The following is a 14,307-nucleotide window of genomic DNA, read 5'->3' as shown; positions in this document are numbered from 1 at the left end:
AAACCAGCGCCTGGACTCTCGCCTGCACTACTGCGGCTACGACGTACCGCTGCCGGCCCCTTCGGCCCAGGTGCCTCAGGCCAAAGCCGACTGAACCTTCGCCTGTCACAACACTCCAGTACCCTGTAAGCCCGCGTCCTCACGGCGCCTGCCACTATTCCTCAGGGGTGAAGGCTGGCAGACTGCCGGTCTTTTCCCCGCTGTCTGTCTTGAGGCTATATGCCAGCGTTTTCACAGCGTCATCTGTTGTTCATCAGTTGGATCATCATCTTCGGTGGCCTGTTGCTGGCCTTGCCCCTGCGTCTGCTGCCCAGCCTGCTGGCCGGTCTGCTGGTGTTCGAGCTGGTCAACATGCTCACCCCGCAACTGCAGCGGCTGATCGAAGGCCGGCGTGCGCGCTGGCTGGCGGTGGCCCTGCTGGGCACCCTGGTGGTCAGCCTGCTGACCCTACTGTTCGCCGGGGCCATCAGCTTCCTGTTGCATGAGGCGGAGAACCCGGGTGCCTCGCTGGGCAAGTTCATGGTGGTGGTGGACAAGGCCCGGGGCCAGTTGCCGCCGTTCCTCGATTCCTACCTGCCGGCCAGCGCCGCCGAGTTCCAGGCTGCCATCGGTGCCTGGGCCAGCAAGCACCTGAGCGAGTTGCAACTGGTAGGCAAGGACGCGGCGCACATGTTCGTGACCCTGCTGATCGGCATGGTCCTGGGGGCGATCATTGCCCTGCAGCGGGTCCCCGACCTGACCAAGCGCAAGCCTCTGGCGGCGGCGCTGTTCGACCGTCTGCACCTGCTAGTCCAGGCGTTTCGCAACATCGTCTTCGCCCAGATCAAGATCTCCCTGCTCAACACCTTCTTCACCGGGATCTTCCTGGCGCTGATCCTGCCGCTGTTCGGGGTCAAGCTGCCGCTGACCAAGACCCTGATCGTGCTGACCTTCCTGCTGGGCCTGCTGCCGGTGATCGGCAACCTGATTTCCAACACACTGATCACCATCGTCGGCCTGTCGCTGTCGATCTGGGTGGCGGTGGCGGCGCTGGGCTACCTGATCTTTATCCACAAGCTGGAATACTTCCTCAACGCGCGGATCGTTGGCGGGCAGATCAGTGCCAAGTCCTGGGAGCTGCTGCTGGCGATGCTGGTGTTCGAGGCCGCCTTCGGCCTGCCCGGGGTGGTGGCGGGGCCGATCTATTACGCGTACCTGAAGAGCGAGTTGAAGCTGGCGGGATTGGTGTGAACCTTGTTCGCCGGCCCGCCGGCTCCTACAGAACCTTGTAGGAGCCGGCGGGCCGGCGAAGCTGTTTCAGCCGTAACGCTTCTTGGCCTCGATGGCCAGGCCGCTGCCGATGCTGCCGAAGATATTGCCTTCCACATGCCGGGCATTGGGCAGCATCGCCGCCACGCTCTGGCGCAGCGCCGGAATGCCGCTGGAACCACCGGTGAAGAACACCGTATCGACCTGGCCCACACCGACATTGGCGTCGCTCAGCAACTGGGTGACGCTGGTGCGGATGCGCTCCAGCAAACCGTCGATGGAGGATTCGAACAGGGCCCGGCTCAGGTCCACGCTGAGGTCGCGCTCGATCCGGTCCAGGGCCACCAGGCGGTTCTCTGCGTGGGTCAGCTGGATCTTGGTCTCTTCCACTTCCATGGCCAGCCAGTGCCCGGCGCGCTGTTCGATCAGCTTGAACAGACGGTCGATGCCGCCGGTGTCCTCGATGTCGTAGCGCATGCTGCCCAGGGCCAGTTGGGATTTCTGCGAGTACACCGAGTTGATGGTGTGCCAGGTCGCCAGGTTCATGTGGTGGCTGGTGGGCATGTAGGCGCCGCTCTTCATCCGGCTGCCGTAGCCGAACAGCGGCATCACGCCCTGGAGGCTCAGTTGCTTGTCGAAGTCGGTACCGCCCACGTGCACACCGCCGGTGGCGAGGATGTCGTCGTGGCGGTTATCGACGCCACGGCGCTCGGGGGACAGGCGCACCAGGGAGAAGTCAGAGGTACCACCGCCGATGTCGACAATCAGCACCAGCTCTTCGCGCTCGATGGTGGATTCGTAGTCGAAGGCCGCGGCGATGGGTTCGTACTGGAAGGACACGTGCTTGAAGCCGATCTTGCGGGCCACTTCCACCAGGGTGTCTTCGGCTTCCTGGTCGGCGGCGGCGTCGTCATCGACGAAGAACACCGGGCGCCCCAGCACCACTTCTTCGAATTCCCGACCGGCGGCGGCTTCGGCGCGGCTTTTCAGTTGGCCGATGAACAGCCCCAACAGGTCCTTGAACGGCATCGCAGTGCCCAGCACGCTGGTGTCGTGCTTGATCAGCTTGGAACCCAGCAGGCTTTTCAGCGAGCGCATCAGCCGGCCTTCGTAGCCTTCCAGGTATTCGTGCAGCGCCAGGCGGCCGTACACCGGACGGCGTTCCTCGATATTGAAGAACACCACCGAAGGCAGGGTGATCTTGTCGTCCTCCAGGGTGATCAGCGTCTCCTCGCCGGGGCGCAGCCAGCCGACGGTGGAGTTGGAGGTACCGAAGTCAATGCCGCAGGCACGGGCCGGGGTGGCGTTGTTCATGTCTTTGGATCCGGTGAAAAAAACGGCCGCGCAGCGTACGCCAGTCCTCGCGCCTTGCAAAGGCCGACTATCTGCTAAATCACCCCCTGTCGTGCCTTGAAAGACTATCCTTTACCCCCAAACTTGCAGGCATGGGCCGCGCAGCCACCCGGGATCACAAGATCCGCCCGAGGCTGCCGATAAACTTCTGATGCGCCGTTCAGTCAGAGAATTGAGATTGATCAATTCTCATGCTGCCAGACCGAGCATGCTGTGCTGCACGCCGCGCGACTTTGATAACGGATGGTGATTCCCTCGATGGACTTCAAAGACTATTACAAGATTCTCGGCGTGGAGCCGACAGCGGACGACAAGGCGATCAAGGCCGCCTATCGCAAGCTGGCGCGCAAGTACCACCCCGACGTCAGTAAGGAAAAGGATGCCGAGGCCAAGTTCAAGGACGCCTCGGAAGCCTATGAAGCGCTGAAAAGCGCCGACAAGCGCGCCGAGTACGATGACCTGCGCAAGTACGGCCAGCATGGCCAGCCCTTCCAGGGCCCGCCGGGCTGGCAGAGCCGTGGCGGTTTTGGCGGCGGCGAGGACGGTGGCGATTTCTCGGACTTCTTCAGTTCGATCTTTGGTAACCGGGGGCCAGGATTCGGCGGCCCGGAGCAGCGCCGCAGCAGCGGTCGTCGTGGACAGGATGTGGAAATGGAACTGCCGATCTTTCTTGAAGAAACCCTGTCCACCGAGTCGAAGAAGATCAGCTTCCAGGTGCCGCAGTACAACGCCAATGGCCAACACGTCAGCAACACCAGCAAGAGCCTGAACGTGAAGATTCCGGCAGGTGTCACCGACGGCGAGCGCATCCGCCTCAAGGGCCAGGGCGCGCCGGGCGTGGGCGGCGGCGCGAATGGCGACCTGTACCTGACCATTCGCTTCGCGCCGCATCCCAAGTTCGATGTCGAAGGCGAGAACCTGATCATCACCCTGCCACTGGCCCCCTGGGAGCTGGCGCTGGGGACCGAGGTCGCGGTACCGACCCTGACCGGCAAGATCAACCTCAAGGTTCCGGCCGGCAGCCAGAATGGCCAGCGCATGCGCGCCAAGGGCCATGGCCTGCTGAACAAGGCCGGCCAGCGCGGCTACCTGTTCGTGCAACTCAAGGCGGTCATGCCCAAGCAGGCGGGCGACGACGTCAAGGCCTTGTGGCAGGAGCTGGCGAAGAAGGCAGCGTTCGACCCCCGGGAAAATTTCTGATTCGACACTAGGAGGCGCTGATCATGAGCACCCTGATCGTTCAGCTGGACATGGAAGAGTTCTGTGAAGTGGCCGACCTGTCGGCGGCCTACGTGATCGAAATCGTCGAGCACGGCATCCTCGAACCTCAGGGCCGGGCGCCCAAGGACTGGCGCTTCAACGACTATGAGCTGTCCCTGGCCAAGCGCGCGGCGAAGTTGCGCCGCGACCTGGACTTGGAATGGGAAGGCGTGGCCCTGGCCCTGGACCTGCTGGACGAAGTGCGGCAACTGCGCGCCGAGAACCAGATGCTCAAACAGCGTCTGGGCCGCCTGCTGGTGGACTGAGGGTGTGTAGGCCTGTAGCCGCTGCCGAGCGCTAGCGAGGCTGCGACCGGGCGCGCAGCGCCCGTATAAACAGGCGACTGCGGTGTGTCAGGAAAAAGCGCGTTGCGAGGACTGCGTCCTCGTTCGCAGCTTCGCTGGCGCTCAGCAGCGGCTACAAAACGATACAAACGCACCAGCGGTTACAAAGCGCCTCAGGCACTGGCGCGGGAGACGCGCGGCAGGACCACGGTGAAGGTGGTGCCATCGCTGGCGTTGGAGCTGACTTCGATGCTGCCCTGGTGGGCAACCACCACTTCCTTGACGATGAACAACCCCAGGCCAAGGCTGGTGCTGGGGTTGCCCAGTTCTTCGTCGACGCTGCGCACCAACGGGTCGAACAGGGTGCCCAGGGCCTCCGGGGGGATCGGCGTGCCGTAGTTGTGCACGGTCAACAGCACCTGTTCCGCGCCACCGGTGATGGTCACGGTCACGGTGCGGCGGTTGTTGCCGTGCTGCAGGGCGTTGCCGATCAGGTTCTGCAGCATCTGCTCGATGCGCCCGCGGTCCCAGATGCCATGGCTGTCGCCCTCGAAGCTCATCAGCGGGGTGCAATCGGGCTGCCCGGCGCAGGCTTCGTCCATGGCCGCCTTGGCCGCGCTGGCCAGGTCCATGGGCGCGGGTTCGATAGGCAGGCTGCTGCCCAGGCGGCTGCGCACGAACTCCAGCAGGTCGCTGACCATGGCGCCCATGTGCCGGGTGCCGCTCTTGATACGTGAAACGAAGGCCTGGGCGTCGCCGTCCAGGGCGACTTTGCGTGCCAGCATTTCAGTGGACATGCTCACTGCCTGCAACGGCGCCCGCAGGTCGTGGCCAAGAATTGCCAGGAAGATATCCCGCGAGCGGCTGACCTGTTCGGCATAGGCCGCGGTGGACTCGGCCAGGGCTTCATCAATGGCTTCGTTGAAACGGATCATGTCCTGCAGGTAGGCCAGGTCCGGTGTCTGCAGGCTGGCCACCCACAGGCGGATCACGCAGGCTCGCAGGTGGCGGAATTCCGAGGTCATCTGCACCAGGTCGAACCCCACGTGATGGCGCAGCTCGCCATGGCTGGCGGCCGCGGCATCCAGGCTGGGGGTTTTTTCCGGGCCTTCGCCCTTGGCCTTGGCCCGTTGTTCCCCGGGGCTCTGGGCGGTGCACATATCCCGGGCGGCGGCCAGCAGGATGGAGCGCGCGTGGTCACGCAGGTCCGTGCGGGTCAGGGAGTCCTGGGCGAGGCTCCTGGCAAATTGTTCCCATTCATCAACGATTCGATCAACGTGCTGCACGATAAAATCGGACAGGCGCATAGCCGGGCACCTTACTGGGCAGTGAGTGGAAAACCGAGACGCATCTTAGCGCCTAATCGAACATTTCAGCAGCCACTCTGCCCAGTGGTGGGCCGGCCCTAGAACAGGAAGTAGCGCTGGGCCATGGGCAGCACGTCCGCCGGTTCGCACCACAGCAGGACGCCATCAGCCTTGACCTGATAGGTCTGCGGGTCGACTTCGATATCCGGCAGGTAGTCGTTGTGGATCAGGTCGGTTTTCTGCACGTTGCGACAGCCCTTGACCACGGCGATGCGCTTTTTCAGCCCCAACTGCTCCGGCACCCCGGCCTCCAGTGCGGCCTGGCTGATGAAGGTCAGGCTGGTGGCATGACGGCTGCCGCCGAAGCTGGCGAACATCGGCCGGTAGTGCACCGGCTGCGGGGTCGGGATCGAGGCGTTGGCGTCGCCCATCAGGCTGGCGGCAATGGCCCCGCCCTTGAGGATCAGGGTCGGCTTGACCCCGAAGAACGCCGGGCGCCAGAGCACCAGGTCGGCCCACTTGCCCACTTCGACGGAGCCCACCTCATGGCTGATACCGTGGGTGATCGCCGGGTTGATGGTGTACTTGGCGATGTAGCGCTTGACCCGGAAGTTGCTGTTGCCCGGGCCATCCCCCGGCAGCGGGCCGCGCTGCTTGTGCATCTTGTCGGCGGTCTGCCAGGTGCGGGTCACCACTTCGCCGACCCGGCCCATGGCCTGGCTGTCGGAGCTGATCATGGAGAAGGCCCCGAGGTCGTGGAGGATGTCCTCGGCGGCAATGGTCTCCCGGCGGATGCGGCTTTCGGCGAAGGCCACGTCCTCGGCGATGCTCGGGTCCAGGTGATGGCAGACCATCAGCATGTCCAGGTGTTCGTCGATGGTGTTGCGGGTGAAGGGCCGGGTCGGGTTGGTGGAGCTGGGCAGCACGTTGGCCAGGCCGCAGGCCTTGATGATGTCCGGGGCATGGCCGCCGCCGGCACCTTCGGTGTGGTAGGTATGGATGGTCCGTCCCTTGAAGGCGCCGAGGGTGGTTTCGACGAAGCCGGACTCGTTCAGGGTGTCGGTGTGGATTGCCACCTGCACGTCGTATTCATCGGCCACGCTCAGGCAGTTGTCGATGCTGGCCGGAGTGCTGCCCCAGTCCTCGTGCAGCTTGAGGCCGATGGCCCCAGCCTTGACCTGTTCGATCAGCGGCTCGGGCAGGCTGGCGTTGCCCTTGCCGGTAAAGCCGATGTTCATGGCGAAGGCGTCCGCCGCCTGGAGCATGCGCGCCATGTGCCAGGGCCCGGAGGTGCAGGTGGTGGCGTTGGTCCCGGTGGCAGGTCCCGTGCCGCCACCGATCATGGTGGTGACGCCGCTCATCAGCGCCTCTTCGATCTGCTGCGGGCAGATGAAGTGGATATGGGTGTCGATGCCGCCGGCGGTGAGGATCATGCCCTCACCGGCGATGACCTCGGTGCTGGCGCCGATGGCGATGTTCACGTCGGGCTGGATGTCCGGATTGCCGGCCTTGCCGATGGCGGCGATGCGCCCGTCCTTGAGGCCGACGTCGGCCTTGACGATGCCCCAGTGGTCGATGATCAGGGCGTTGGTGATCAGGGTGTCCACCACCTCGGCGGCCAGCAACTGGCTCTGGCCCATACCGTCACGGATCACCTTGCCGCCGCCGAACTTCACTTCTTCACCGTAGGTGGTGAAATCCTTCTCCACTTCGATCCACAGCTCGGTGTCGGCCAGCCGCACCTTGTCGCCCACGGTGGGGCCGAACATGTCGGCGTAGGCTTCACGGGAAATCTTCATCGCAGCTCCTTACAAAAACAGGTCTTGCAGGAGCCGGCTTGCCGGCGAAGGGGCCCGAAAGACTGCATTCGCCGGCAAGTTGGCTCCTACGTGCGTAGGGTCGAGGGATCAGAGGTCGCCCATGATCCGCCCGGCGAAGCCGAATACCCGGCGCTTGCCGGCCAGTTCCACCAGTTCCACTTCCCGGGTCTGGCCCGGTTCGAAGCGCACCGCGGTGCCGGCGGCGATGTTCAGGCGCATGCCGCGGCTGGCGGCTCGGTCGAAGGTCAAGGCGTCGTTGGTTTCGAAGAAGTGGTAGTGGGAGCCGACCTGGATTGGCCGGTCGCCGCTGTTGGATACGTTCAGGCGCAGGGTGCGGCGCCCGGCGTTGAGTTCGATCTCGCCGGGCTGGATCTGGTATTGGCCAGGAATCATAGGGGTTGTCCCAGGGTCTTGAAGTAGATGGCGGTGGCGGTATAGGTGCCGTCCGGGCTCTGGCAGTAGTTGGGCAGTTCGCCGACCCGGGTATAGCCCAGGGCGCGGTAGAACTCTTCCGCCGCGGAGCCGGCCTCGGTGTCCAGGTACAGCAGCCCGCGCTTGTGCTGGCGGGCGGCCTGTTCCAGGGCATTCATCAACTGCTGGCCCAGGCCGCGGCGGCGGGCGCTGTGCAGGACCTGGAGCTTCTGCACCTCGGCGCGGTTGCGCCCGTTGGCCTTCATGCACAGGGCCAGTTGCACGCTGGCCAGGACTTTCTCGTCGCGTACCACCACCCACAACAGCAGGCTGCCGTCCTCGACCCCGGCCTGCACGCTGCTGAGGTAGCTGCGGGCCTGGCTGTCGTCGAGATCGGCCATGAAGCCGATGGACGCACCATGCTGCACCGAGTCCAGCAGCAACTCGATCAGTCCCTGACGGTAATGGGCAAAGCTTTCTCCATGGACAAGGCGCAGTTGGGCGGCGTTCATCGAGATTTCACTCCTTGTGCGGGGCGGGCGGTTGCGCCCCGGGGTTGAGAATCAGCTGCATGAAGGTCAGGTCCAGCCAGCGCCCGAACTTGGTGCCCACCTGAGGCATCTGCCCGGTGCTGATGAACCCCAGGCGCTCATGCAGACGGACCGAGGCGCTGTTGCCGCTCTCGATGGCGGCCACCATCACGTGCTTGCCACAGCCCCGGGCGCGCTCCAGCAGCACCGCCATCAACTGCGGGCCCAGGCCGTTGCCGCGCTGGTCGCTGCGCACATAGACCGAATGTTCCACGGTGTGACGGAAGCCGTCGAAAGGCCGCCAGTCGCCGAAGGAAGCGTAGCCGAGCACCTGCTCCTCGGCGTTGATGATCACCAGGATCGGATAGCCCTGGGCCTGGCGTGCGCTGAACCAGGCCTGGCGGTTGCCCAGGTCTACCGGTTGCTCGTTCCAGATCGCCGTGGTGTTGAGCACGGCGTCGTTGTAGATGTCGCGGATCGCCGGCAGGTCGGCATGCAGGGCATCGCGGATGCGATAGGTCATGGCACGGCCTCAGGCGATGGGTTGGTGAACGGTGACCAGCTTGGTGCCGTCGGGAAAGGTGGCTTCCACCTGGATGTCCGGGATCATCTCCGGGATGCCTTCCATCACCTGCTCGCGGCTGAGCAGGGTGGTGCCGTAGTGCATCAGTTCGGCCACGGTCTGCCCGTCCCGGGCGCCTTCGAGCAGCGCCGCGGAGATATAGGCCATGGTTTCCGGGTAGTTGAGCTTGAGGCCGCGGGCCAGTCGCCGCTCGGCCACCAGGCCGGCGGTGAAGATCAGCAGCTTGTCTTTTTCGCGTGGGGTCAGATCCATCGTGGTCAATCCGTTGTCAGGCAGTAGAAAAAGGTGCAGTGGAAAAGGGCATGGGGGTCAGGTGTTCCAGATTCTGGGTGGCCTGGCTTCGCGGCCCAGCAGCGCCGGGCGCAGCAGGCGCCACAGCTCGATCAGCCAGGCCCGGGCCTGCAGAGCTTCGCTGGCCAGGCAGCGGGCCACCAGCAGGCCCGGCAGTTGGCTCAGATCGCCGCGTACCGGGTGTGCCAGGGCGCGACAGCGTTCCAGCAGTTCGCCGTCGATTTCACCGGTCACCAGCAAGGTGGCGAACACCGGCTGGCCATCCAGGCCGATGGGGGAATCCAGCAGGCCGTCGCCACCGCCGATGCGCTGGCGTTCATGCCACAGCGGCCGGCCGTCGCGGTACAGGTCCAGGTGGGCCTGGAAATGGCCCTGCTCGAACCGCTCGCCACTGGCCGGGCGACCCAGGGCAATGATGTCCCAGTAGAACAGCCGGGCATCGCCCTGCAATTCGATGCGGGTCGTGAGCTCGGCCTGGGCAGCGCTGAAGACGATGGTTTCCTGGGGCAGCCACTCCAGGGTCGCGCCCGGCGCTATCTGCAGGTTCAGGGCCTGGCTGGCCGGGCCGGTGGCGCGATACCACTTGGCCGCCCCGGGGCTGGTCAACTGGGCCCAGGCACCGCTGTCGACCCGGGCGCTGATGGCCAGCCGATCACCGCCGGCAATGCCGCCGGGCGGGTGGACGATGATGTGCTGGCAAACCTCGGGGCCTTCGGCATACAGGTGCTTCTGCACCCGCAGCGGGCCCAGGTGGCGGCGCAGCACCGGGCGCGTGGTGGCACCGCAACGGGCATAGGCCAGCTCCAGTTCGGCGTGCCAGCTGGGAGTGAACAGGGCGGTGGCGGCAGGTAGGTTCATGCTGGGTCGTTATCGTTAGGAGGCTACAGATTAGATCGTAACCAGGCCGCGTACACCCTCGGCCTGCATATTTTCGCCGCGGCCCTGCTGGATGATTTCCCCCCGGGACATCACCAGGTACTGGTCGGCCAGTTCGGCGGCAAAGTCGTAGAACTGCTCCACCAGCAGGATCGCCATGTCGCCCCGGGCCGCGAGCTTGCTGATCACCGCGCCGATCTCCTTGATCACCGAGGGCTGGATGCCTTCGGTGGGCTCATCGAGGATCAGCAGGCGCGGGCGGCTGGCCAGGGCCCGGCCGATGGCCAGTTGTTGCTGCTGGCCGCCGGAGAGGTCGCCGCCACGGCGCTGCTTCATCTGCAACAGCACCGGGAACAGTTCGTAGATGAAGGCCGGCACTTCCTTGGCCTGGGAGCCGGGGAAGCGGGACAGGCCCATCAGCAGGTTTTCCTCCACGGTCAGGCGGCCGAAGATTTCCCGGCCCTGGGGCACGTAGGCGATCCCGGCGTGTACCCGCTGGTGCGGCTTGTAGGCGGTGATGGCCCGGCCCTCCCAGTTGACCGCGCCCTCCTTGGCCGGCAGCAGGCCCATCAGGCATTTGAGCAGGGTGGTCTTGCCCACGCCGTTGCGCCCCAGCAGGCAGGTGACTTCACCGATCCGGGCTTCGAAGCTCAGGCCGCGCAGGATGTGGCTACCGCCGTAGTATTGGTGCAACTGGTCGACTTGGAGCATGGTCGGGTACTCGAGTTTTGTGGGGATTGCGGGGCGGTCTTCGCTGGCCAGCCAGCTCCTGCGGGAGGGGTAGGAGCCGGCTTGCCGGCGAACGGCGGTTGCGCTAACGGCCGAGGTAAACCTCGATCACCCGTTCGTTTTCCTGCACCTGTTCCAGGGAGCCTTCGGCCAGCACGCTGCCCTGGTGCAGCACGGTGACGTGGTCGGCAATCGAGCCGACAAAGCCCATGTCGTGTTCCACCACCATCAGCGAGTGCTTGCCCGCCAGGGTCTTGAACAGCTCGGCGGTAAATTCGGTCTCGGCGTCGGTCATGCCCGCCACCGGTTCGTCCAGCAACAGCAGTTGCGGGTCCTGCATCAGCAGCATGCCGATCTCCAGAAACTGCTTCTGGCCGTGGGACAGCAGGCCCGCCTGGCGTTGAGCCGAAGGGCTCAGGCGAATGGTCTCCAGCACCTGGGCGATGCGGTCCTGCTGTTCTGTGCTCAAGCGTGCCCCGAGGCTGGCCCACACCGACTTGTCGGTCTTCTGCGCCAGCTCCAGGTTCTCGAACACGCTCAGGGCCTCGAACACCGTGGGTTTCTGGAACTTGCGGCCGATCCCGGCCTGGGCGATCTGCACTTCGCTCATCTGGGTCAGGTCCAGGGTTTCGCCGAACCAGGCCTTGCCCCGGGAGGGGCGGGTCTTGCCGGTGATCACGTCCATCAGGGTGGTCTTGCCGGCGCCGTTGGGGCCGATGATGCAGCGCAACTCGCCGACACCGATGTACAGGTTGAGGTCGTTGAGGGCCTTGAAACCATCGAAGCTGACGCTGATGTCCTCCAGGGTCAGGATGGTGCCGTGGCGGGTGTTGAGACCCTTGCCGGCGGCGTGGCCAAGGCCGATGGCGTCGCGGCTGGTGCCGGCGTCCTTGTTGGTGTCGAGAATGGGTTCGAGCATGAAGTCCGCCGTTGCTGTGACTCTCATTGTTCACCTCGTTTGTTCAGCAGGCCGATCACGCCCTTGGGCAGGTACAGGGTCACGACGATGAACAGCGCACCGAGGAAGAACAGCCAGTATTCGGGAAAGGCCACGGTGAACCAGCTCTTCATGCCGTTGACCACACCGGCCCCCAGCAGCGGGCCGATCAGCGTGCCGCGCCCGCCCAGGGCGACCCACACGGCGGCCTCGATGGAGTTGGTGGGGGACATTTCGCTGGGGTTGATGATGCCCACCTGGGGCACGTACAGGGCCCCGGCCAGGCCGCACAGCACGGCGCTCAGGACCCAGACGAAGAGCTTGAAGCCGCGCGGGTCGTAGCCGCAGAACATCAGGCGGTTCTCGGCATCGCGCAGGGCCGTCAGCACCCGGCCGAACTTGCTCCGGGCCAGGCGCCAGCCCAGGTACAGGCTGCCCACCAGCAGCGCCACCGTGGCCAGGAACAGCACCGCCCGAGTGCCCGGTTCGGTGATGCCGAAGCCCAGGATGCTGCGGAAGTTGGTAAAGCCGTTGTTGCCGCCAAAGCCGGTCTCGTTGCGAAAGAACAGCAGCATCCCGGCGAAGGTCAGGGCCTGGGTCATGATCGAGAAGTACACGCCCTTGATCCGCGAGCGGAAGGCGAAGAAGCCGAACACCAGGGCCAGCAGCCCCGGGGCCAGCACCACCAGGCACAGGGCCCAGAGGAAATGCTCGGTGCCGGCCCAGTACCAGGGCAGTTCGCTCCAGGAAAGGAAGGTCATGAAGGCCGGCAGGCCATCCCCGGCGGCCTGGCGCATCAGGTACATGCCCATGGCGTAGCCGCCCAGGGCGAAGAACAGGCCGTGGCCCAGGGACAGCAGCCCGGCGTAGCCCCAGACCAGGTCCAGGGCCAGGGCGACGATGGCGTAGCAGAGGATCTTGCCCACCAGGGTCAGGGTGTAGGCCGAGACCTGCAGCGGGTGGTCCGCCGGTAGCAGCGACAGCAGCGGCAGGGCCAGCAGCACCAGGAGCAGCAACGCCCCGACGGTGATCGTGACCCTGGGCCCGGCTTTCTGGGTGGCGGTAATGAGCAGAGGTTGATTCATCAGTCGATCACCCGTCCTTTCAGTGCGAAGAGTCCCTGCGGGCGTTTCTGGATAAACAGAATGATCAGCGCAAGGATCAGGATCTTGCCGAGCACGGCGCCGATCTGCGGTTCGAGGATCTTGTTCGCCACCCCCAGGCCGAAGGCCGCCAGCACGCTGCCGGCCAGTTGCCCGACCCCGCCGAGGACCACCACCAGGAACGAGTCGATGATGTAGCTTTGGCCCAGGTCCGGGCCGACGTTGCCGATCTGGCTCAGGGCCACGCCGCCCAGGCCCGCAATGCCCGAGCCGAGGCCGAAGGCGAGCATGTCCACGCGCCCGGTGGGCACGCCGCAGCAGGCGGCCATGTTGCGGTTCTGGGTCACCGCACGCACGTTCAGGCCCAGGCGGGTCTTGTTCAGCAGCAGCCAGGTGAGCACCACGACAAACAGCGCGAAGGCGATGATCACGATGCGGTTGTAGGGCAGTACCAGATTGGGCAATACCTGGATGCCGCCGGAGAGCCAGGCCGGGTTCGCCACCTCGACGTTCTGCGCGCCGAACAGCAGGCGCACCAGCTGGATCAGCATCAGGCTGATGCCCCAGGTGGCCAGCAGGGTTTCCAAGGGCCGGCCATAGAGGTGACGGATCACCGTGCGCTCCAGGGCCATGCCGATCCCGGCGGTGACGAAAAACGCCACTGGCAGCGCCAGCAGCGGGTAGTACTCGATGGCCTGCGGGGCGTAGCGCTGGAACAGCAACTGCACCACATAGGTGGCGTAGGCGCCGAGCATCAGCATCTCGCCGTGGGCCATGTTGATCACCCCCAGCAGGCCGAAGGTGATGGCCAGCCCCAGGGCCGCCAGCAGCAGGATCGAACCCAGGGACAGGCCGCTGAAGGCCTGGCCCAGCACTTCGCCCACCAGCAGCTTGCGCTTGACCTGGGCCAGGCTGGTTTCGGCCGCGGTGCGTACCGCGGCATCGGCTTCGACCCCGGGTTCGAGCAGGCCTTCGAGGCGGGTGCGGGCCAGCGGGTCGCCGGTTTCCCCCAGCAGGCGCACGGCGGCCAGGCGCACCGCCGGGTCGCTGTCCACCAGTTGCAGGTTGGCCAGGGCCAGGCTCAGGGCATCGTGCACGTCCGGGGCTTGCTCGGCGGCCAGTCGTGCATCGAGGAATTTCAGTTGCGCCGGCTTGGCGCTTTTCTGCAGTTGGCGGGCGGCGGCCAGACGGCTGTTGGCGTCGCTGGCGAGCAACTGGTGGCTGGCCAGGGCGCTGTCGATCAGGCCCCGCAGACGGTTGTTCAGGCGCAGGGTTCTGCTTTCGCCGGCGATGTTCAACTGGCCCTGCTGCAGGGCGTTGAGCAGTTCCAGGCGCGCCGGGTCGGGCTGCGCGGCCCAGGTTTCCAGGAGCCGGGCCTGCTCGCCGGAGTTGCCGGCGACGAAGTCTTCGGCATCCCCGGCCTGGGCCGTCCATGGCAGTAACAGCAGGCCGGCGAGGATCAAACGGTAGAGGGCAGTGGGCATATCGGTGTCCTTGAAAGCGCCCGGATAACCTGTAGGAGCGAGCTCGCTCGCGATCCGCGCAGCGGCCAGCCGGGCGGTTTTCGTTGGAGGT

At 65.3% G+C, this 14,307-nt stretch carries 15 protein-coding genes; 3 read left to right on the top strand and 12 right to left on the bottom strand.

Annotated elements, in window-relative coordinates:
• Nucleotides 1-219 precede the first annotated feature (219 nt).
• The gene (locus tag ACUXVH_RS04490; RefSeq protein WP_011058994.1) at nt 220-1,230 is read left to right on the top strand and encodes an AI-2E family transporter; all 1,011 of its coding nucleotides are present in this window, start codon (nt 220-222) and stop codon (nt 1,228-1,230) included.
• A gap of 66 nt (nt 1,231-1,296) precedes the next feature.
• Here the strand turns inward: ACUXVH_RS04490 and ACUXVH_RS04485 are convergent, their stop codons facing one another.
• Nucleotides 1,297-2,562: an Hsp70 family protein gene (locus tag ACUXVH_RS04485; RefSeq protein WP_011058995.1), complete on the bottom strand. Its 1,266-nt coding sequence runs from the start codon at nt 2,560-2,562 to the stop codon at nt 1,297-1,299.
• Between the two features lie 297 nt (nt 2,563-2,859).
• On the opposite strand from ACUXVH_RS04485, the gene ACUXVH_RS04480 reads away from it, so the two are divergent.
• Both ACUXVH_RS04480 and ACUXVH_RS04475 read left to right on the top strand, forming a co-directional pair.
• The gene (locus ACUXVH_RS04480; protein WP_011058996.1) at nt 2,860-3,801 is read left to right on the top strand and encodes a DnaJ C-terminal domain-containing protein; all 942 of its coding nucleotides are present in this window, start codon (nt 2,860-2,862) and stop codon (nt 3,799-3,801) included.
• A gap of 23 nt (nt 3,802-3,824) precedes the next feature.
• A complete protein-coding gene (locus tag ACUXVH_RS04475) occupies nt 3,825-4,127 on the top strand; it encodes a chaperone modulator CbpM (protein WP_011058997.1) in 303 nt (100 codons plus the stop codon).
• Nucleotides 4,128-4,318: 191 nt separating this feature from the next.
• On the opposite strand, the gene ACUXVH_RS04470 is transcribed toward ACUXVH_RS04475, so the two are convergent.
• The 11 genes from ACUXVH_RS04470 to urtB form a co-directional block, all read right to left on the bottom strand.
• Complete coding sequence (locus ACUXVH_RS04470) at nt 4,319-5,452, bottom strand: sensor histidine kinase (protein ID WP_011058998.1); 1,134 nt, start codon at nt 5,450-5,452, stop codon at nt 4,319-4,321.
• Nucleotides 5,453-5,550: 98 nt separating this feature from the next.
• A complete protein-coding gene (gene ureC / locus ACUXVH_RS04465; protein WP_011058999.1) occupies nt 5,551-7,251 on the bottom strand; it encodes an urease subunit alpha in 1,701 nt (566 codons plus the stop codon).
• A gap of 108 nt (nt 7,252-7,359) precedes the next feature.
• The gene (locus ACUXVH_RS04460; protein ID WP_011059000.1) at nt 7,360-7,665 is read right to left on the bottom strand and encodes an urease subunit beta; all 306 of its coding nucleotides are present in this window, start codon (nt 7,663-7,665) and stop codon (nt 7,360-7,362) included.
• Nucleotides 7,662-8,195: a GNAT family N-acetyltransferase gene (locus ACUXVH_RS04455; RefSeq protein WP_011059001.1), complete on the bottom strand. Its 534-nt coding sequence runs from the start codon at nt 8,193-8,195 to the stop codon at nt 7,662-7,664. Before ACUXVH_RS04455 ends, ACUXVH_RS04460 begins: the two co-directional genes overlap by 4 nt.
• A gap of 7 nt (nt 8,196-8,202) precedes the next feature.
• Nucleotides 8,203-8,736 (bottom strand): GNAT family N-acetyltransferase, encoded by a 534-nt coding sequence (locus tag ACUXVH_RS04450; protein WP_011059002.1) that lies wholly within the window; start codon nt 8,734-8,736, stop codon nt 8,203-8,205.
• A gap of 9 nt (nt 8,737-8,745) precedes the next feature.
• Nucleotides 8,746-9,048 (bottom strand): urease subunit gamma, encoded by a 303-nt coding sequence (gene ureA, locus ACUXVH_RS04445; protein WP_011059003.1) that lies wholly within the window; start codon nt 9,046-9,048, stop codon nt 8,746-8,748.
• A gap of 57 nt (nt 9,049-9,105) precedes the next feature.
• On the bottom strand, nt 9,106-9,945 hold the full coding sequence (locus ACUXVH_RS04440; protein ID WP_065364898.1) for an urease accessory protein UreD: 840 nt from the start codon (nt 9,943-9,945) through the stop codon (nt 9,106-9,108).
• Between the two features lie 30 nt (nt 9,946-9,975).
• The gene (gene urtE / locus ACUXVH_RS04435; RefSeq protein WP_065364899.1) at nt 9,976-10,674 is read right to left on the bottom strand and encodes an urea ABC transporter ATP-binding subunit UrtE; all 699 of its coding nucleotides are present in this window, start codon (nt 10,672-10,674) and stop codon (nt 9,976-9,978) included.
• Between the two features lie 103 nt (nt 10,675-10,777).
• Complete coding sequence (gene urtD / locus ACUXVH_RS04430; RefSeq protein ID WP_015633970.1) at nt 10,778-11,638, bottom strand: urea ABC transporter ATP-binding protein UrtD; 861 nt, start codon at nt 11,636-11,638, stop codon at nt 10,778-10,780.
• The gene (gene urtC / locus ACUXVH_RS04425) at nt 11,635-12,714 is read right to left on the bottom strand and encodes an urea ABC transporter permease subunit UrtC (RefSeq protein WP_015633971.1); all 1,080 of its coding nucleotides are present in this window, start codon (nt 12,712-12,714) and stop codon (nt 11,635-11,637) included. Before urtC ends, urtD begins: the two co-directional genes overlap by 4 nt.
• Entirely contained in the window at nt 12,714-14,216 is a 1,503-nt protein-coding gene (urtB, locus tag ACUXVH_RS04420) for an urea ABC transporter permease subunit UrtB (protein WP_011059008.1), read from the bottom strand. The genes urtC and urtB overlap by 1 nt, the downstream gene beginning before the upstream one ends.
• Between the last annotated feature and the right edge of the window lie 91 nt (nt 14,217-14,307).

The sequence above is a fragment of the Pseudomonas sp. 8(2025) genome, from assembly GCF_052665325.1.
The sequence above is the reverse complement of the archived record's forward strand: the minus strand, read 5'-3'. Positions and strand labels throughout refer to the sequence as shown.